This window comes from Nonomuraea sp. NPDC049646, from assembly GCF_044465525.1.
Classification (GTDB): Bacteria; Actinomycetota; Actinomycetes; order Streptosporangiales; family Streptosporangiaceae; genus Nonomuraea.
This window is the reverse complement of the sequence record NZ_JBITLU010000001.1, coordinates 924,831-940,597: the sequence shown is the minus strand read 5'-3', so window position 1 is coordinate 940,597 and position 15,767 is coordinate 924,831. Positions and strand designations below refer to the sequence as shown.

The 15,767-nt window shown below is 72.8% G+C and carries 21 protein-coding genes; 11 read left to right on the top strand and 10 right to left on the bottom strand.

The genetic code is table 11. From position 1 onward, the window contains the following. Nucleotides 1-27 precede the first annotated feature (27 nt). On the top strand, nt 28-873 hold the full coding sequence (locus ACIBQ8_RS04185; RefSeq protein ID WP_397191027.1) for an SDR family oxidoreductase: 846 nt from the start codon (nt 28-30) through the stop codon (nt 871-873). Further along, a complete protein-coding gene (locus ACIBQ8_RS04180; RefSeq protein WP_397191026.1) occupies nt 870-1,226 on the top strand; it encodes a DUF4440 domain-containing protein in 357 nt (118 codons plus the stop codon). The genes ACIBQ8_RS04185 and ACIBQ8_RS04180 overlap by 4 nt, the downstream gene beginning before the upstream one ends. Nucleotides 1,227-1,289: 63 nt before the next feature. Here ACIBQ8_RS04180 and ACIBQ8_RS04175 read toward each other — a convergent pair whose 3' ends face one another. The 4 genes from ACIBQ8_RS04175 to ACIBQ8_RS04160 all read right to left on the bottom strand — a co-directional run bounded on the left by ACIBQ8_RS04175 (nt 1,290) and on the right by ACIBQ8_RS04160 (nt 4,168). Continuing rightward, complete coding sequence (locus ACIBQ8_RS04175) at nt 1,290-1,940, bottom strand: response regulator (RefSeq protein ID WP_397168946.1); 651 nt, start codon at nt 1,938-1,940, stop codon at nt 1,290-1,292. Continuing rightward, nucleotides 1,937-3,202 carry a sensor histidine kinase gene (locus ACIBQ8_RS04170; RefSeq protein ID WP_397191025.1) on the bottom strand — a complete coding sequence of 422 codons (1,266 nt, stop codon included), beginning with the start codon at nt 3,200-3,202 and terminating at the stop codon, nt 1,937-1,939. The genes ACIBQ8_RS04175 and ACIBQ8_RS04170 overlap by 4 nt, the downstream gene beginning before the upstream one ends. Before the next feature lie 51 nt (nt 3,203-3,253). Next, nucleotides 3,254-3,613 carry a hypothetical protein gene (locus tag ACIBQ8_RS04165; RefSeq protein WP_397191024.1) on the bottom strand — a complete coding sequence of 120 codons (360 nt, stop codon included), beginning with the start codon at nt 3,611-3,613 and terminating at the stop codon, nt 3,254-3,256. A gap of 150 nt (nt 3,614-3,763) precedes the next feature. Next, nucleotides 3,764-4,168: a GNAT family N-acetyltransferase gene (locus ACIBQ8_RS04160; protein WP_397191023.1), complete on the bottom strand. Its 405-nt coding sequence runs from the start codon at nt 4,166-4,168 to the stop codon at nt 3,764-3,766. Nucleotides 4,169-4,468: 300 nt separating this feature from the next. On the opposite strand from ACIBQ8_RS04160, the gene ACIBQ8_RS04155 reads away from it, so the two are divergent. Next, the gene (locus tag ACIBQ8_RS04155; RefSeq protein WP_397191022.1) at nt 4,469-5,140 is read left to right on the top strand and encodes an NAD(P)-dependent oxidoreductase; all 672 of its coding nucleotides are present in this window, start codon (nt 4,469-4,471) and stop codon (nt 5,138-5,140) included. 31 nt (nt 5,141-5,171) lie between these two features. Further along, a complete protein-coding gene (locus tag ACIBQ8_RS04150) occupies nt 5,172-5,531 on the top strand; it encodes an antibiotic biosynthesis monooxygenase family protein (protein ID WP_397168938.1) in 360 nt (119 codons plus the stop codon). 140 nt (nt 5,532-5,671) lie between these two features. Here the strand turns inward: ACIBQ8_RS04150 and ACIBQ8_RS04145 are convergent, their stop codons facing one another. Together ACIBQ8_RS04145 and ACIBQ8_RS04140 are read right to left on the bottom strand one after the other, a co-directional pair. After that, the gene (locus ACIBQ8_RS04145) at nt 5,672-6,127 is read right to left on the bottom strand and encodes a DoxX family protein (RefSeq protein ID WP_397191021.1); all 456 of its coding nucleotides are present in this window, start codon (nt 6,125-6,127) and stop codon (nt 5,672-5,674) included. A gap of 28 nt (nt 6,128-6,155) precedes the next feature. Next, nucleotides 6,156-6,614, bottom strand: coding sequence for a carboxymuconolactone decarboxylase family protein (locus ACIBQ8_RS04140; RefSeq protein ID WP_397168935.1), 459 nt, complete (start codon nt 6,612-6,614; stop codon nt 6,156-6,158). Nucleotides 6,615-6,749: 135 nt separating this feature from the next. Here ACIBQ8_RS04140 and ACIBQ8_RS04135 point away from each other — a divergent pair, with 135 nt between their 5' ends. After that, entirely contained in the window at nt 6,750-7,628 is an 879-nt protein-coding gene (locus tag ACIBQ8_RS04135; RefSeq protein WP_397168933.1) for a sigma-70 family RNA polymerase sigma factor, read from the top strand. A gap of 41 nt (nt 7,629-7,669) precedes the next feature. On the opposite strand, the gene ACIBQ8_RS04130 is transcribed toward ACIBQ8_RS04135, so the two are convergent. Together ACIBQ8_RS04130 and ACIBQ8_RS04125 are read right to left on the bottom strand one after the other, a co-directional pair. Beyond that, complete coding sequence (locus ACIBQ8_RS04130; protein WP_397168931.1) at nt 7,670-8,167, bottom strand: carboxymuconolactone decarboxylase family protein; 498 nt, start codon at nt 8,165-8,167, stop codon at nt 7,670-7,672. 228 nt (nt 8,168-8,395) lie between these two features. Beyond that, a complete protein-coding gene (locus ACIBQ8_RS04125) occupies nt 8,396-9,541 on the bottom strand; it encodes a serine hydrolase domain-containing protein (protein ID WP_397191020.1) in 1,146 nt (381 codons plus the stop codon). A 144-nt stretch (nt 9,542-9,685) separates the two neighbouring features. Here ACIBQ8_RS04125 and ACIBQ8_RS04120 point away from each other — a divergent pair, with 144 nt between their 5' ends. Continuing rightward, nucleotides 9,686-10,573, top strand: a complete 888-nt coding sequence (locus ACIBQ8_RS04120; protein ID WP_397191019.1) for a sigma-70 family RNA polymerase sigma factor — start codon at nt 9,686-9,688, stop codon at nt 10,571-10,573. A 49-nt stretch (nt 10,574-10,622) separates the two neighbouring features. After that, nucleotides 10,623-11,579: a hypothetical protein gene (locus ACIBQ8_RS04115; RefSeq protein WP_397191018.1), complete on the top strand. Its 957-nt coding sequence runs from the start codon at nt 10,623-10,625 to the stop codon at nt 11,577-11,579. A gap of 25 nt (nt 11,580-11,604) precedes the next feature. On the opposite strand, the gene ACIBQ8_RS04110 is transcribed toward ACIBQ8_RS04115, so the two are convergent. Beyond that, nucleotides 11,605-12,441 (bottom strand): helix-turn-helix domain-containing protein, encoded by an 837-nt coding sequence (locus ACIBQ8_RS04110; protein ID WP_397191017.1) that lies wholly within the window; start codon nt 12,439-12,441, stop codon nt 11,605-11,607. 102 nt (nt 12,442-12,543) lie between these two features. Between ACIBQ8_RS04110 and ACIBQ8_RS04105 the strand changes: the two genes are divergently transcribed. Then, nucleotides 12,544-13,269: an SDR family NAD(P)-dependent oxidoreductase gene (locus ACIBQ8_RS04105; RefSeq protein ID WP_397191016.1), complete on the top strand. Its 726-nt coding sequence runs from the start codon at nt 12,544-12,546 to the stop codon at nt 13,267-13,269. An 8-nt stretch (nt 13,270-13,277) separates the two neighbouring features. Beyond that, nucleotides 13,278-13,649, top strand: coding sequence for a hypothetical protein (locus ACIBQ8_RS04100; RefSeq protein WP_397191015.1), 372 nt, complete (start codon nt 13,278-13,280; stop codon nt 13,647-13,649). 47 nt (nt 13,650-13,696) lie between these two features. Here ACIBQ8_RS04100 and ACIBQ8_RS04095 read toward each other — a convergent pair whose 3' ends face one another. Beyond that, on the bottom strand, nt 13,697-13,852 hold the full coding sequence (locus ACIBQ8_RS04095) for a LuxR C-terminal-related transcriptional regulator (RefSeq protein WP_397191014.1): 156 nt from the start codon (nt 13,850-13,852) through the stop codon (nt 13,697-13,699). A gap of 407 nt (nt 13,853-14,259) precedes the next feature. Between ACIBQ8_RS04095 and ACIBQ8_RS04090 the strand changes: the two genes are divergently transcribed. Further along, complete coding sequence (locus ACIBQ8_RS04090) at nt 14,260-14,802, top strand: RNA polymerase sigma factor (RefSeq protein ID WP_397191013.1); 543 nt, start codon at nt 14,260-14,262, stop codon at nt 14,800-14,802. Further along, the gene (locus ACIBQ8_RS04085; RefSeq protein WP_397191012.1) at nt 14,799-15,692 is read left to right on the top strand and encodes a hypothetical protein; all 894 of its coding nucleotides are present in this window, start codon (nt 14,799-14,801) and stop codon (nt 15,690-15,692) included. Before ACIBQ8_RS04090 ends, ACIBQ8_RS04085 begins: the two co-directional genes overlap by 4 nt. Nucleotides 15,693-15,767 lie beyond the last annotated feature (75 nt).

Here is a 15,767-nt window from a genome sequence, read left to right as displayed (position 1 = left end):
TCGCCGATCTGGTGGAGGCTGTCCGGCATGACCTTTCTCGTGATCGGCGCGGCAGGCGCCCAGGGCGGCGCGGTCGCGCGGCGGCTCGTCGCCGAGGGACACCCGGTACGCGGCCTGACCAGGAGCGGCCGAGTGCCGCGTGGAGTGGAGCCGGTCGCCGGCGACCTCGGCGGCGCCGAGGCGGTGAAGGCGGCCTTCGCCGGGGTGACGCACGCCTCGGTGACGTTGCCCATGGTCTACGAGCCGGACACGGTGGCCGCCCACGTCCGGCATGTGCGCGACGCCGCGCTGGCGGCCGGGGTGCGGCGGCTGGTGTTCAACACCGCCAACCGGCTGCCCGAGGCCGCCACGCAGGTGGCGGCCTTCGAGACGCGCCGGTGGGCGGTGCGGACGCTGCGGTCGGCCGGCCTGCCGCTCGTGGTGCTGTGCCCGCCGGTCTACCTGGACAACCTGGCCGCGCCGTGGGTGACGGGCCCGCTGGCTGCCGAGGGCGTGCTGCGGTATCCGCTGCCCGCCGACCTGCCGGTGCCCTGGCTCTCGCACGACGACCTGGCCGCCGCCACGCACGCCGCGCTCGTGCGCGACGGTCTGGAGGGAGCCGTGCTGAGGCTCGGCGGGCCCGACGTGGTGACCGGCGACGAGCTGGCGGCCGCGTTCGGCGCCCGGTACGCCGCGCAGGATCCGGCCGAGTTCGAGCCGGGCCTGGCGAAGGCGCTGGGCGCTTCGACGGCCGCCGTCGTGGCGGCCACCTACCGCTGGGCCGCCGCCGACCGCGACCTGTTCGCGCCCGACCCCGCGGCGGCCGAGCTGCTGGGCCTCCGGCTGACGCCGCTGCACGCCTGGATCGCCGCCCAGCCCTGGGCAGCCCGGTGAACGACGTCGAGGCGGAGATCGTCCGCCACCACGAGGTCATCGAACGCTGGCTGACCGGCGCCGCCGCGCCGGAGGAGTTCGCCCGCTTAGCCGACGCCCACGCCCCCGGCTTCACGCTCATCACCCCGGACGGCCGGACGCTCTCCCGCGAGCAGGTCCTCGCCGAGGTCGAGGCGCTCCACGGCGGGGCGCCGGGGCTGACCGTCGAGATCCGCCACGTACGGATCGTCGCCTCCGGCGGCGCCCTCGCGGTGGCCACCTACCAGGAGGTCCAGCCGGATCGGACCCGGCAGTCCACGGTGGTCCTCCAGGCCGCCACCTGGTTGCACCTGCACGAGACCTGGCTCCCGTGACGGCCGCCGTACCGGCCCGGCACCCGCCGGTCGGGTGCGCGGGAACGGGCCGGTCGGCGGGCACTACGGGCGCTCGGGCGCTCCCAGCAGGCCGCGGTTGTACGCCTCCGCCACCGCCGACGCGCGGTCGTTGACGTCGAGCTTCGCGTAGATGTTGAGCAGGTGCGTCTTGACCGTGGCCTCGGTGATGAACAACCGGGCGGCGGCCCTGCGGTTGCTGAGGCCGGCCGCGACCAGCCGCAGCACCTCCAGCTCCCGCCGGCTCAACGGCCCGGCCGAAGGGCCCGGGGTGCGGAGCCGGCTCACCAGGCGGGCGGCCACCGACGGCGAGAGCACGACCTCGCCGCGCGCGGCCGAGCGCACGGCACGGACGAGCTCCTCGCGCGGCGCGTCCTTGAGCAGGTAACCGGTGGCGCCCGCCTCGATCGCGGGCAGCACGTGGCTGTCGGTGTCGTACGTCGTCAGCACCAGCACCCGGGCCGGCACGCCGCGCCTGGCCAGCTCGCGAATCGCGGTGACGCCGTCCATGCCCGCCATCCGCAGGTCCATCAGGATGACGTCCGGTGCCAGGGCCTCGGCCAGCCGGACCGCCTCGGCCCCGTCCGACGCCTCGCCCACCACGGTGAACTCCGGATCGCGGGCGAACATGCTGCCCAGCCCGTCGCGGACCACCGGGTGGTCGTCGGCGACCAGCAGCTTGATGGCGTCAGTCATGTGCCTGCCTCCGGCGTGTCCGCGGGCAGGCTGGCCGAGATCCCGGTCCCGCCGCCCGGCTCCGATTCGATGTGCAACGCGCCCGACAGCGCCTCGATCCGCTGCCGCATCGCCACCAGCCCGAAGCCGCCGCCGTGGCCGGCGCGCACGTCCGGGTCGAAGCCGGGACCGTCGTCGCGGACGTCGAGAACCACCTGCCGGTCCATGTAGGTGAGAGTGAGGCCGACGCGGGTCGCGGTGCGCGCGTGCTTGGCGACGTTGGCCAGCACCTCCTGGGCGACCCGTAACAGGGCGACCTCGGCCTCCGGGGGCAACGTCCGGGGCTCGCCGGTGACGGCCACCTGGACCGGGAGGTCGTGGCGGGCCGACCACCTGGCCGCCACGTCGGTGAGGGCGTCGGCCAGGCGGCCGGTCTCCAGGGGCTCAGGGCGCAGCTCGTTCACCGAGCGCCGCGCCTCGGTGAGGCTCTCCCGGGCCAGCGCGGTCGCCGCCGCGTGGTGCCGGCGCCATGCGGCCGGGTCGCCGGCCGCCTGCTCGGCCGCCTGCAACTGGGTGACGATGCCCGTCAGGCCCTGGGCCAGGATGTCGTGGATCTCCCGGGCCATCCGGGCTCGCTCGTCCAGGACGCCGGTCTCATGAGCCTGCTCGACCAGCCGTTCCTGCAGCGCCGCGTTCTCGGCCAGGGCCGCGGCCAGCCGGGTGTTGGCCTCCCTGCTCTCGCGCAGGGCCGCCTCCCGCGCCGCGTAGTACCGTGCGCCGACCTCGCTCAGCCAGGCCATCAGGCACATCGGCACGACGTTGACGACCAGGACGCCCAGGTACTCCAGCAGGCCCGTCCAGGTGCCGAACTCCAGGCCGGCCGACTGCGCCGTGCCCGCCACCACCGCGACGCCCGCGATGAAGTACAGCTCACGCGGCCAGCCGATGATCCGGAAGGCGTAGAAGTACAGCGCGGGCGTGTAGACGCCGAACCACGGATCGCGGACGACCATGACCAGCCCGAACAGGATCAGGCCCGCGACGAACACGCTCATCACGCCGACCCGGCCGCGCCACTCCGGGTGCAGGGTGAAGAGCGCCAGCTTCCACACCGCGGCCGCCGCGCAGAGCGCGAGGTCGAGGGCGAGCGAGCCCGGCCGGTCGTGCTTGACGACGATCGTCAGGGCGGCCATGACGGCCAGCAGCACGTACGGGACCACGGTGACCATGGGCCGGAGCCGTTGCTCCCAGCCCGCCGGCGCGGCCATCCGCCAACTGTCCATGCTCACCTGCTCCCAGGACAATCTAGCCGCCGGGCCGCTCCGCCGGCGTGCTCACCGCCGGTCCGCCGGTCGCCGGTTGAGCTGGACGACCACGGGCAGCAGGAGCAGGCCGCAGACGCCCTGCTCCAGCTTGAACCAGAGCGGGAACAGACCGGGCAACGCGATGATCACCACGATCGCGACCAGCATGATCGAGGTGACGATCCGCAGCCGCAGCAGCATCTTCCGCTCGCCCCTGGCCGCCCGTGCTGCGAAGAACAACGTGACCAGCGAGGCGACGGCGACGAGCGTGCCGCGGATCCACACCGAGCCGGTGACCATCGTCCCGTCGTTCCTGAACAAGACCATCGTCACCACCGTCAGCACGCTGACCGCGACGTACCCTCTGACCAGCCACACCACATTGCGCATCTCGACCGCCTCCGTCCGTGCCGCTCGCCGACGGGATCCAGCGTCGCAACGGAGGCGCCCCGCGCGGATCGCCCGATCCGCCGGGTGGGCGGTGGATCCGGGCGATCGTTCAGACGGTGGAGCCGATCAACCGATCGGTGGAGCACCCCCTCACTGAGCGCCCCGGACGCTCCGCTCAGCCGCGGCCAGCAGGGCCCGGCCGACGCCCTGACCGCGATGGCGGTCGAGGACCACGGTGTGGACCTCCGCGGTGCGGCGCGGGATCAGGATCTGATGGTCGGGAGCCGCCGGCCGCAGGACGACCTCCGCCATGCCCGCCGCCTCGCCATCGACCTCGGCCACGAGCAGCAGGTCATCCTGCCCGGCGCGCAGACGGCTCTCGAAGTGGCCGCGCACCACGTCGCCGTCCGGTCGGCGATGGACGGAAGGGCCCAGCCCGACGTGATGTTCCGCGTTCGCCATGCGTAGCTCGACGAGCGCGGGAACGTCGTCCAACTTCGCACTTCGGACCGAAATATCCAGGCCGATGCCCGTGCGCGGCCGTCCGCTGGTCATGAACCTGACTCCGGGGGATCGAAAGAGGTGACAGCCGCCGCTTGTCACGTTCGCGCCGTGCGGCGAGTCATGGAGGCGACGGGACGGGCTCGGCCGCCGACCTCGCGGAGCGTCTCTGGCGAGAGTCGTCACCTTCGCCGTGCCCGCGCCGTCGTCCAGGTGAAGACGAAAGGCAAGCAAGGGGTGTCCGTACATGTCGGCGATCTGGGCGTCTTCGGGGCCTTCGCGTCGGCCGCCGCCCATGAGCCGGGATCGCCTGCCCGGGCAACCCCCTTTCAACGAACCCGAAGGGATTCGTCCATGAAACTCACTGTCTTCGGCGCCAGCGGTGGCGTCGGCCGGCAGGTGCTCGACCAGGCTCTGGCCCAGGGGCACGACGTCACGGCCGTCGTACGCGACCCGGCCAGGCTGGACGGGAAGCCGGTCCGCGTCGTGCGCGCCGCCGACATGGCCGCGGCCGACGTCGCGACCCTGCTGCCCGCCGTCGAAGGAGCCGACGCCGTGCTGTCGGCGCTCGGCCCGCCGAACAACGCCGCGGCGGGGGTGGCCTCCAGGGGGACCAAGGCGATCATCGCGGCGATGCGCGCCGCCGGGACCCGCCGGCTGATCGTGGTGAGCGCCGCCCCGGTGGGCACCACGCCCTCCCCCGGACGCCCCAACCCGCCCCGGCACGACCCCGGCGACGGTCCGTTCCTGCGTTACGTGGTGTATCCGATCGTCAAGGCCGCGCTCCGCCCGCAGTATCTGGATCTGGCCGTCATGGAGGACGACGTACGCGACAGCGGCCTGGACTGGACCGTGCTCAGGCCGGTGCAGCTGACCGACAAGCCGGTGACCGGCGCCTACCGGACGGCGGTCGGACAGAACGTGCGGGGCGGCCGGTACGTCTCACGCGCGGACGTGGCCCACGCCATGCTCGCGGTGCTCGACCGGCCGGAAACGGTCGAACAGGTCCTCGGCATGGCCGACTGATCCTCTCGGCACCGACCACAAGGGAGAAATCATGAATGAAGTTCCGATCACCCGCACCGAGACGCCGGTCGACGAGCCCATCACCATGATCAACGCCTTCACCGTACCGGTGGAGGAGGCGGAGACGTTCCTGCCGCTGTGGATGGAGAACGCCGAGATCATGGCCAGGCAGCCGGGATTCGTCCGCGCCCGGCTGCACCGGTCGTTGATCGACGACGCCGAGCTGCGGTTCGTCAACGTGGCCCACTGGGAGAGCGGGAGGCGGCTGGAGGAGGCGCTGAGCAGGCCCGAATGGCAGGAGAGCGCCCAGCGGCTGCTCAATGACCCCGGCCTGCACATCACCGCGCGGCCCGGCGTCTACGAGGTCGTCGTCGACCTCCAGCCCTCATGACGCACGCGCCGTACCGGTGACCGGCTGAGGTCGGCGCCGTGGCCCGGGCCTCCGCCGAAGGACAGGCGGAGGCCCGGGCCACACCGTTGTGCCCGGCAGGGCCGTGATCACGTACTGGATCACGGCCCTGCCGGTTGTTCCTACCGGACGGCCGAAGCCCGGCCGGCCGACGTCCTCGGCGCCGCGCGGACGCCACGGTCGCCGAAGGGACGGAGAAGGTCCCGCCAGTCCGCCGGCCAGTTCGCCAGCGCCACGCCGATCATGATGACCAGATGCAGCGGCGCCGACACCTCCTCGTACAAGGGGGCGACATCGATGAGGTGGGTCGTCACCGCGCCGACCAGCACGAACACCAGCCCCGCGGCGCCGATGAACCTGACCCGCCGCCGGGGGACGAGCATCGCCAGCCCGAAGACGAGCTCCAGGCCGCCGACCACGAACCGCATCCACGGCGGCCAGCCCCAGTCGACGAACTTCTCCGCGTAGGCCGGACCGAAGAAGGTCGGCCCGGGCCAGAACTTGGTGGCGAAACCGATGAAGAAGGACACGGCCAGATACCAGTAGAGGATCGTGGCCGGCCAGGTGCGCGTGGTCATGAGCACTCCGTCGTGTTCGTCATGCGGCTCAGCCCCACTTCTGGCCGGCGAGCTGCCGGGTGGTGACGTTGAGCCGGTTCGACAGGTTCGTCACCGCGGCCATCAGGATGATCGCGGCCAGCCCCGCCTCGTCGTAGTGCCGGGCCGCCTCGTCCCAGACGTCGTCGGGGACCGGGTCGCTGCGGTCGGCGAGCCGGGTGGCGGCCTCGGTGAGGGCCAGCGCGGCGCGCTCGGCGTCGGTGAAGTAGGGCGTCTCCCGCCAGGCGACGACCGACCCCGTCCGCTCGTCGCTCTCGCCGAGCTTCCTGGCGGCACGCACGCCCGACTCCACGCACGGGCCGCAGCCGTTGATCTGGCTGGCGCGCAGGTGCACCAGCCCCAGGGTGCTCTCCGGCACGCCGCCCGTGCGGGCGGCCCTGAAGAGCTCCTGGATGGGCGCCATCGCCGTCGGCAGGACGACGGCGGGGTTCTTCATCCGTGTCTGCATGTGTCTCTCCGCTTCATCGACTGGACTTCCGCCCTGATGACTCGCGGCGAGGGGAGGTTGTGACAGCGCGCCGCCTGTCACGTTTCCGCGGTTTTCTGCGTCATCCGGTACAGACAGCACGAGAGGGACGGCGTCATGGAGGAGAAGGACCTGCTGGCCGGTTGGTTCCAGCAGCATCGCGACCACCTGTGGGCGGTGGCCCACCGGCTGCTCGGCTCGGCGAGCGAGGCCGACGACGCGCTGCAGGAGGCCTGGCTACGGCTCAGCCGCGCCGGCGCGGAGGACGTGCGGAACGTGCCGGGCTGGCTCACCACGATCGTCGCACGGGTGGCGCTGAGCATGCTGCGCGATCGCAGGACGCGCCGCGAGGAGCCGCTGCCCGCCTCCGGACCGGCCCCGACGGCCGGCCTTCGCGAGGCGGACGACCCCGAGCACGAGGCGGTCGTCGCCGATTCGGTCGGCCTGGCCCTGCTGGTGGTGCTCGACACGCTCACGCCCGCGGAACGGATCGCGTTCGTCCTGCACGACATGTTCGCCGTGCCGTTCGGCGAGATCGCGACCATCGTGAACCGGACGCCCGCCGCGGCCCGGCAACTGGCCAGCCGCGCCCGCCGGCGCGTGCAGCACCCGGCGACCCCGGAAGCCGCAACCGACTCCGCCAGGCAGCGGGAGATCGTCGCGGCCTTCCAGGCCGCGTCACGCGCCGGGGACTTCGCGGCCCTGCTCGCGCTGCTCGACCCCGACGTGGAGATCAGCGCGGACCGCACCGCCGTGCTCTCCGGCGCGTCGAGGCTGGTACGAGGGGCGGACGGCGTGGCCGAGACCTTCGCCGGCCGGGCCCGGGCCGCCGAGCTCGCGCTCATCGACGGCGCACCGGGTCTGGTGTGGGCGCCTGGTGGACGGCCACGGGTCGTCTTCGCCTTCACCATCGCCGACGGCAGGATCACCCACGTCGACCTGCTCGCCGACCCCGAGTACCTGGAGGACGCCGACCTGGTGATGCTCGGCCGGTAGGCGACCGGCCGGGCCGCAGACCCCGCGGTTCGCTGGGCCGGCTACCGGCTCCACTGCTCCGTCGGCGACACGCCGGGCAGCGGCTTGCCGATGAGGGCCAGGGGGATGAAGAAGCAGACCTGGCCGATCGCCATGACGAGCGTGGCGAGCGCCTTCTCGTCGTAGTGCTCGCGCGCCCGCTCGTACAGCTCGTCGGAGACGCGCTCGCCGCCCGCATTCGCGGTGAGCACGGCCTCCACCAGGGCGAGCGCGACGCGCTCGGCGTCGGTGAAGCAGGGGGCGTCCTGCCAGGACGCCACGGCGGTGATGCGCTCCTCGGCCTCCCCGCCCTTGCGGAGGTTGCCGGTGTGCAGGACCGTCAGGTACGTGTTGCCGACGATCTGCCCGGCGCGCAACTGGAGCAGGCTGATGGTGGCCTCCGGTACGGAGCCGTTCCCGGTCGCTCTGAACAGGGCGCCGCCGATGTCCTTCAGCTCGGGGACGAGCACAGCGGGGTTGGACAGGCGCGACCGGCGGTGCTGCTGCTCGGTGCTGGTCATGGTGATGGGGTCCCTTTCTGATGCAACGGTGTTCCGCCGCTATGACGGATCCCGCGGGCCGGAAGTGACGGGGAGGCGACGGAGATCAGCGAGGCGCGCCGCCGACGGGCAGGCCCACGGTCACGATGGTGCCGTCATCACCATCAGCGGTTGCGCGGCGGCGATCACCAGGAGGGCGAGGCCGGTTCTCTCAGGACGGGGCGCGGTGTGCGTGCTCATGCGAGGTCCTCAGACGGTGGCGGCGCGGTGGACGGCGGCGGCCAGCCGGTCGTGTTCGGGGTAGGACCAGCCGAAGCCGAAGCGGCGCCGCGTGTAGCCGAAGGCGATGCCGCTGGCCGGGTCGGCGAAGGACTCCGAGCCCGCCGAGCCGTCGTGGCCGAAGGCGTTCGCGCCGAGGAACCCGTACCGCAGGCCCTTGGCCTGGAACCCGAGCGCGTAGTTGCCCTGGTCGCCGCGGACCAGGTCGCCGCCGGTGGAGTGCAGCATGGAGAACTCGCCGACGGTGTCCGGCCTGAGCAGCGGGGGACGGCCGCCGACGCCCCAGACGGCCGCCGCGTACAGACCGGCCAGGCCGCGCGCGCTGCCCACGCCGCCGGCCGACGCCGGGCCGCTGGCGCGGACGGCCCGGGTGTTGGCGAAGGCCACCTGGTCCAGCGGCGGCGTGCTGTTGAGCCCGTAGCCGATGCCGAGAATGCTCTGCGGGCCGGGCACGTTCTCCCAGAACGCCGCCTCCTGCTCGGGGGTGGCCGTCCACCGCTGGATCGGCCGGAACCGGCGCTCCTGGTCCTCGGGCAGCCCGAGGTAGAGGTCCAGCCCGTACGGGGTCCGGATGCGCTCGTCGTACACCTGCTGCAGCGACCGGCCGGTCACCCGCCGGATCACCTCGTTCACCATGGCGAACGAGACGAACCCGCCGTAGCCGTAGGCCGAGCCCGGCTTCCAGTACGGCCGCTGCCCGGCCAGGCGGCGCGCGATCACCGCGTCGTCGGCCAGCTCGGCCGCCGACAGCCCGCCGTCGACGCCGATCACGCCCGAGCGGTGGGTCAGCACGTCCCGCAGCGTGATCCGGTCCTTGCCGGCGGCGGCGAACTCCGGCCAGTGCCGGGCCACCGGCTCGTCGAGGGCGAGCGCCCCCTCCTGGACCAGCAGGGCCGCCACCAGCGTCGCGGCGCCCTTGGTGGAGGAGTAGACGCCGGTCAGCGTGTCCCCGCTCACCTCGTCCCCGGCCCACAGGTCGACCACCCGCCGGCCGTGCGCGTAGGCCGTCAGTTGCGCGCCCGCCTGGCCGCCCTGCTCGGCGGCCACCTCGGCGAACGCCTCGCGCACCGGCTCGAAGCCGTCCGCGACCGTTCCGTGGACATCCGTCCTGCTCATCGTCGGCAACCTTTCCTGAAGGGGTGTCGGTCGCCGGCATGACGGACGGCCGGGGGGAAAGGTGACCGGATGCGTTCGCGGTCACCTTTCGCCGGGTTGACGCGTCAGCGTTCTGACCTGGCTTGAGCTGAGAGGACTGCGACCGTGACGCCCCATGACTTCCTGGCCGACGAGTTCCAGGGGCACCGCCCCCACCTGAAGGCGGTCGCCTACCGCATGCTCGGCTCGCTGACCGAGGCCGAGGACGCCGTCCAGGAGGCATGGCTGCGGCTGGCGCGTTCGGACGCGGGCGACATCGACAACCTCGGCGGCTGGCTGACCACCGTGGTCGGCCGGGTGTGCCTGGACATGCTGCGGGCCCGTAAGTCCCGGCGGGAGGAGTCGCTGGAGGAGCGTCTGCCCGACCCGGTGGTCAGCCTTGGCGATGCCGCCGACCCGGAGCAGGAAGTGCTGCTGGCGGATTCGGTGGGCCTGGCGCTGCTGGTCGTGCTGGAGTCCCTGACCCCGGCCGAACGGCTGGCGTTCGTGCTCCACGACATGTTCGGCCTGCCGTTCGAGCAGATCGCGCCCATCGTGGACCGCACCCCCGTGGCGGCCAAGAAGCTCGCCAGCCGGGCCCGCCTGCGGGTCCGCGGCGCGACCCCGAACCCTGACCCCGACCTGGCCGATCAGCGCCGCGTCGTGGACGCGTTCCTGGCCGCCGCGCGCGGCGGCGACCTGGCCGCGCTGGTGTCCGTTCTCGACCCCGGCGTGCTGCTGCGCGCCGACGGCGGGATGCTCGCCGGCGGTCTGAAGGTCCTGGGCGGTGTCGCGGCCGTGGCGGGACAGCTCGCCACCTTCCAGCGCATGGCCACGAGCGCCACCACCCGCCCGGCACTCGTCAACGGCCTCGCCGGCCTGGTCAACAGCATCGACGACGAGCTGATCTCCGTCATGAGCTTCACCATCTCCGACGGCAGGATCGCCACGATCGACATCCTGTCCGACCCCGACCGGCTGGCCCGGCTCGACCTCTCCCGCCTGGAGCCGTGAGGACGACGGCCTTGACCATGACACCGTGTCAGGCGGCAAGGTGCCGACCATGTCCGTCACCTATGTCGGCTCCGGGCCGTACTGCTACGCCAACTCCCTCGCGATGGTCCTGGGCGGCGAGGCGCCGCCGCCGGCCGTGATCGAGGTCCTGACAGGCTCCCCGTACGGGATGCAGCTCATCGGCGGCCGGTTGCCGCTGTTCGACGCGTTCGGCTGGGACCCCGAGATCGGGATCGACGCCGCCATCGGCCTGCTCGGCTGGGAGTGCGAACGCGCGGACGGCGGGACGGCGGCGGCGGCGCTCGACCGGCTGCGCCGGGCCTGCCAGGACGGGCCGGTGGTGGCCGGGCCGCTTGAGCTCGGTCTGCTGGCGTACCAGCCAGGGTCGGGCGAGGCGGTCGGCGCCGACCATTACGTGGTGGTGCTGGAAGTGGGCCGCGACACCGTGCTCGTGCACGACCCGCAGGGCTACCCGTACGCCACCCTGCCGGTCGGCGCCTTCGCCGCAGCCTGGCGCGGAGAGCTGATCCCCTACCTGGAGCGGCCGTTCCGGATGCGGCGCCGGTTCACCCGGCGCGAGCAGGTCGGCCCGCGGGAGGCGCTGCGGCGCTCGCTGCCCGCCGGGCTGGCCTGGCTGGCCGGGCGTACGGACGTGGAGGTCCCGCCCGGCACGCTGGGGCTGGCCGAGGCCGCCGAGCGCACGGCCGAACTGGTGGAGGAAGGGCTGGATCCCGAGATCAGGGCGCTGTGGCAGGCGTTCGCGGTGCGGGTGGGCGCCCGCCGCCTCAACGACCTGGCGGCCTGCCTGTCGTCCCTCCGCCTCGACGCGGGCGCGGCCATCGCCACGGAGCAGGCCCGCATCGTCGGCGGCCTGCAAGGTCCGCTCGTGTCGGGCGACGACGCGGCGCTCGCCTCCGGCCTGCGCCGGCTGGCCCCCACGTACGAACGGCTGCGCGTCGCGCTGACCGCCGCCATGAGCGGCCCGTCATGGACGCCGGCGGCGTGAACCCGCGCCACGCATGCCGCAGCGCTCAGACCTGTTGCAGCCCGGTCACGCGCAGGAGGTCGAGCGCCGCCGCCTCGGAGGAGCCCGGCTCGGCGGAGTACACCAGCACCGTCTGGTTGTCGTCAGGAAGGAGCAGGGTGTCGCAGTCGAGCGTGACGGTGCCGAGCGCCGGATGGCTGATGCTCTTGGTCGCGGCGCGCCAGGCGGCGGAGCGACCCTCCTGCCACAGCTCGTCGAAGCGTGGGCTCCCGCTACGGAGCTCAGCGATCAACCGGACGAGGTCCGGGTCGCGAGGATAGCGGGCCTGCGCGGCGCGCAGGGTGCCGACCGAGGCGCGGGCCGCGGCGTCGTCCTCGCCCGCGTTCAGGGCGACCTGGCAGCGGCTGCTGCCGAGGAAGCGCTGCCAGATGAGGTTGCGCCGATGGCGGGGCCAGGCGGACATGTCGCCCTGCAGCGCGGCCGCCAGCGGGTTCCAGGCCAGCACGTCGCCCTTGGCCGACAGCACCAGCACGGGCAGGTCCGACATGCGGTCCAGCAGGCGCAGAACGCTCCGCCGTACGACCATCTGGATGCTCCCGTTGCGGGGCGGCTCGTGACCGGCCAGCCGGAACACGAGGTCGCGGTCGTCGTCGTCGAGCCTCAGCGTCTGGGCCAGCGCGGCGATGACCTGACTCGACGGACGGGGACCGCGGCCCTGCTCCAGGCGTACGACGTAGTCGACACTCAGGCCCGCCAGCAGGGCCACCTCCTCCCGGCGCAGCCCCCTGACCTGACGGCGGGGCCCCGCCGGCAGCCCGACGTCCTGCGGACGCAGGCGCGATCGAGCCGTACGGAGCACTTCGGCGAGTTCGGCGCGGTTCATGCCTCGATCCTGCCGCATCGTCCGGCTCGAACGGGTGGTACGGCCGGTCCCAGGCCACACCCGTCCTGGCAGGCCGCGGGGGCCGTCCCCATGATGGAGGCCATGACCGCAGACCTGAGAACGATGGCCCTGGTCACCGGGGCGAACAAGGGGCTGGGACTGGAGACCGTACGCCAGTTGTCGAGCCTTGGCTGGCGCGTGTTCCTGACCGCCCGGGACCCGGAACGGGGCAGGCGGGCCGCGGACTCGCTGGCGGCCCAGGGGCTCGACGTCGCGTTCGTCGAGCTGGACGTCACCTCCGACGACTCCGCCGCGACCGCCGTGAAGAGGGTGTCCGAGCAGACGGACCACCTGGACGTCCTGGTCAACAACGCGGGTGTCGGCGGCCCGCTCATGGATCCGGCCGACATGCACGCCGGCACGCTGCGGCCGGTGTACGAGGCCAACGTGTTCGGCCCGGTACGGGTGACACATGCGTTCCTGCCCCTGCTCCGCCGGTCGGAGCACGCCCGCGTCGTCATGGTCTCCAGCGCTCTGGCCTCCCTGGCCAACGCCGCCGACCCCGCCCGCCCTGAACACGGCTTCCTGGCCCTGGACTATGCCTCGTCCAAGACCGCGCTCAATATGATCGTCTCCCAGTACGCCCGGGCGCTGCCCACGTTCAGGATCAACGCCGCGGACCCGGGCAACCCGGCCACCGACATGAACCATCACACGGGCCTCCACACGGTGGCCGAAGCAGCCGAGGTCGTCGTCCGCCTGGCCACCCTGGAGCCGGGCGGGCCGACCGGCGGCTTCTTCGGCGGCAACGGCCCGATTCCCTGGTAGGAGAAGACATGACCGCAATCATCTCCATCGGCCTGCACCCGAGCGCGATCGACTACACCACGCTGCCCGGCCTCGACGAGCAGGCGCTCACGGCCCGGATCGCGCAGGGCGACGCGGCCCTGCGCGAGGCGGGGCTCGACGTGACGCCCTGTCTCGTCGAAGCCGACCCGGAAGCGGCGGAGAGGACCCTTCGCGACTGTCTGGAGGCCGGGCCCTCCTTCGGCGTGGCCATGATCGGAGCCGGCGTGCGGACGATTCCCGAGCACACCCTGCTCTTCGAACGGCTGATCAACGTGCTGGTCGCCGCGGCGCCGGGGATCCGGTTCTGTTTCAACACCTCGCCGGAGACGACGATCGACGCGATCCGCCGCCAGTTGTAGCCCGCGGGCCCGGTCACCGTGCCGCCTGAAGAGTTCCGGGCTTCATGTCAGGTCAGGTCGAGGCCGGCGAGCTGGGCCCGGCTGGTCACGTTGAGCTTGGGGAAGGCTCTGTACAGGTGGTGGCTGACGGTCTTCGGGGCTGAGGAAGAGCTGCGCGCCGATCTCCTTGTTCGTCCGGCCCGCCGCGGGCACGCTCGGCCCACGGGCGGGCCTCAAGGCGCTGGAAGGTCTGCAGGGCCCTTCTTGTTCCGCTCCCTGCGCGGCCGCTCGCCTGGAGCACCGCGAGCTTGCTGACCTCGCTGGCCGCCCGGCATTCGTCGGCGGCGGCGCGGGCGATCTCCCGCGCGGTCTGGAAGTCGCCGGTCTGGAGCGCGAAGTAGGCGGCGTTGATGCGGCGCGAGTGCATGTCCGGGGTCCTGGAGACGCACCGGGCCGGGGCCCTGGCCTTCGAGGGCGTCGTCAGGGTTGAGGAGCAGGCGGGCCTTCATCGATCGGCAGCCGGTGAGCTCCTGTTCGAGGTTCTCGATCCCCGCCCCGCGACCCGCAGGGAAATGCCGCCAAAGTTCCGGACATGGATTTATGTGACAGATGATCCAGACAAGGAGACCGGATGGGAGCCGATCCCCGTAGCCGGTTCGTGGAGATCTACGAATCCGCCTACGAACCCATACTCGGGTACGTCCTGCGCCGCTGCGGGCACCCCGAGGACGCGGCCGACGTGGTGGCCGAGACGTTCACCACAGCGTGGCGTCGCATCGAGGAGCTGCCCGAGGGGGACGAGGCGCGGCTGTGGCTGTACGGCGTGGCGCGGCGGGTGCTCGCCAACCACCGGCGTGGCGAAGAACGCCATGAGCAGCGCACGGCGGCCCTGCGGGAGCGGCTCGCCGCCTCCCCGGCGCTGGCCCGCTCGCCGGAGGACGAGATGTCGCAGATGGGACACGTCTTCCGCGGCCTGTCCGACGATGACCGGGAGCTGCTCTCCTTGGTCGCCTGGGAGGCGCTGGACCATGGGCAGATCGCCCGCGTGCTCGGCGTCTCCCGCAACGCGGTACGGATCAGGCTCTACCGCGCCCGCCGGCGTTTCGCCCGGGACCTGGCGAAGGCCGGCTTCGACCACCCTCGCGCCGTCGCCCTGGAAGGGAGCTCGCTGTGAACCTCGCCGATCTCGCCCACGTCCGTGACCAGGACCTCGCCGGAGAGGCGTCCGCGCCGGAGGCTCGGGACCTCATGCACGCGATCATGTCCGAGGAGCGCGAGCCCGTCATCGTGGCCCGGCCCCGCCGCAGGGTGCGCCGAGGGCTGGCGCGGGGCCTCGCGACCATGGCCGCGGCGGCGGCCGTCGCCGTCGGCGCCGGCATGGTCGGCGGCCCGGTGACCAGCTACGCCAACGCCGCCGTCTCCATCGAGAAGACCGGCGGGTACTTCAGCGTGAACATCACCGATCCCACGGCCGACCGCCGCCGCTTCGAGGAGGCGTTCCGGGCGGTCGGGCTGAACGTCACGGTCAAGGTGGTCCCGGTGGCGCCCTCCGAGGTGGGGACGTTGATCGGGCCCGTCGTCCCGGACGGCTTCAAGTGGCACGGCAGCATCGGCACCCAGGGCATCACGCCGTGCTCGTCGGCGTTCTGCGCCAAGGTCTGGATGCCGGCCGACTTCCCCGGCCGGGTGGTGTTCGGCGTCGGGCGTCCCGCCAGGCCGGGCGAGCCGTACGTCGAGAACGGCCCTGTCGACCCGGAGGGCGAGGAGGCCCTGTCCGGCTACACCAGCCACGGAAAGACGGTCGCGGAGGTACGGGCCGAGCTGGGCCGGCGCGGGCTGAAGGCCGGCTACCGGCTGCTCTGGAAGCAACGGAACGAGGACGACGGCAGCCTCTCGTGGTTCGACGAGGCCGTGCCGGGAAGCCGGATCAAGGACGACTGGATCGTGGCGTCCACCCGCTTCCACAGCTCCGACACCGTCGACCTGTACGTGAACCCCGGCGCGGACGCGGGCCCCGCCCCCACCCCGCACCCCCAACCCCAGTGGTACGACCTGCCCGACTGAGCCCGGAGCCCCGGTCTTCCCTGTGCAGCCCGGGGCAGGCCGCGTCCCGGCTGCCACGGGCGGCCGGGATCGTGC

Coding starts and splice junctions, on each gene's coding strand:
- ACIBQ8_RS04185 (WP_397191027.1), top strand. CDS start 28: ATGACCTTTCTCGTGATCGGCGCGGCAGGCGCCCAGGGCGGCGCGGTC.
- ACIBQ8_RS04140 (WP_397168935.1), bottom strand. CDS start 6,614: ATGCAGACACGGATGAAGAACCCCGCCGTCGTCCTGCCGACGGCGATG.
- ACIBQ8_RS04115 (WP_397191018.1), top strand. CDS start 10,623: ATGTCCGTCACCTATGTCGGCTCCGGGCCGTACTGCTACGCCAACTCC.
- ACIBQ8_RS04170 (WP_397191025.1), bottom strand. CDS start 3,202: ATGGACAGTTGGCGGATGGCCGCGCCGGCGGGCTGGGAGCAACGGCTC.
- ACIBQ8_RS04090 (WP_397191013.1), top strand. CDS start 14,260: ATGGGAGCCGATCCCCGTAGCCGGTTCGTGGAGATCTACGAATCCGCC.
- ACIBQ8_RS04160 (WP_397191023.1), bottom strand. CDS start 4,168: ATGACCAGCGGACGGCCGCGCACGGGCATCGGCCTGGATATTTCGGTC.
- ACIBQ8_RS04130 (WP_397168931.1), bottom strand. CDS start 8,167: ATGACCAGCACCGAGCAGCAGCACCGCCGGTCGCGCCTGTCCAACCCC.
- ACIBQ8_RS04175 (WP_397168946.1), bottom strand. CDS start 1,940: ATGACTGACGCCATCAAGCTGCTGGTCGCCGACGACCACCCGGTGGTC.
- ACIBQ8_RS04155 (WP_397191022.1), top strand. CDS start 4,469: ATGAAACTCACTGTCTTCGGCGCCAGCGGTGGCGTCGGCCGGCAGGTG.
- ACIBQ8_RS04100 (WP_397191015.1), top strand. CDS start 13,278: ATGACCGCAATCATCTCCATCGGCCTGCACCCGAGCGCGATCGACTAC.
- ACIBQ8_RS04150 (WP_397168938.1), top strand. CDS start 5,172: ATGAATGAAGTTCCGATCACCCGCACCGAGACGCCGGTCGACGAGCCC.
- ACIBQ8_RS04135 (WP_397168933.1), top strand. CDS start 6,750: ATGGAGGAGAAGGACCTGCTGGCCGGTTGGTTCCAGCAGCATCGCGAC.
- ACIBQ8_RS04165 (WP_397191024.1), bottom strand. CDS start 3,613: ATGCGCAATGTGGTGTGGCTGGTCAGAGGGTACGTCGCGGTCAGCGTG.
- ACIBQ8_RS04145 (WP_397191021.1), bottom strand. CDS start 6,127: ATGACCACGCGCACCTGGCCGGCCACGATCCTCTACTGGTATCTGGCC.
- ACIBQ8_RS04110 (WP_397191017.1), bottom strand. CDS start 12,441: ATGAACCGCGCCGAACTCGCCGAAGTGCTCCGTACGGCTCGATCGCGC.
- ACIBQ8_RS04105 (WP_397191016.1), top strand. CDS start 12,544: ATGACCGCAGACCTGAGAACGATGGCCCTGGTCACCGGGGCGAACAAG.
- ACIBQ8_RS04125 (WP_397191020.1), bottom strand. CDS start 9,541: ATGAGCAGGACGGATGTCCACGGAACGGTCGCGGACGGCTTCGAGCCG.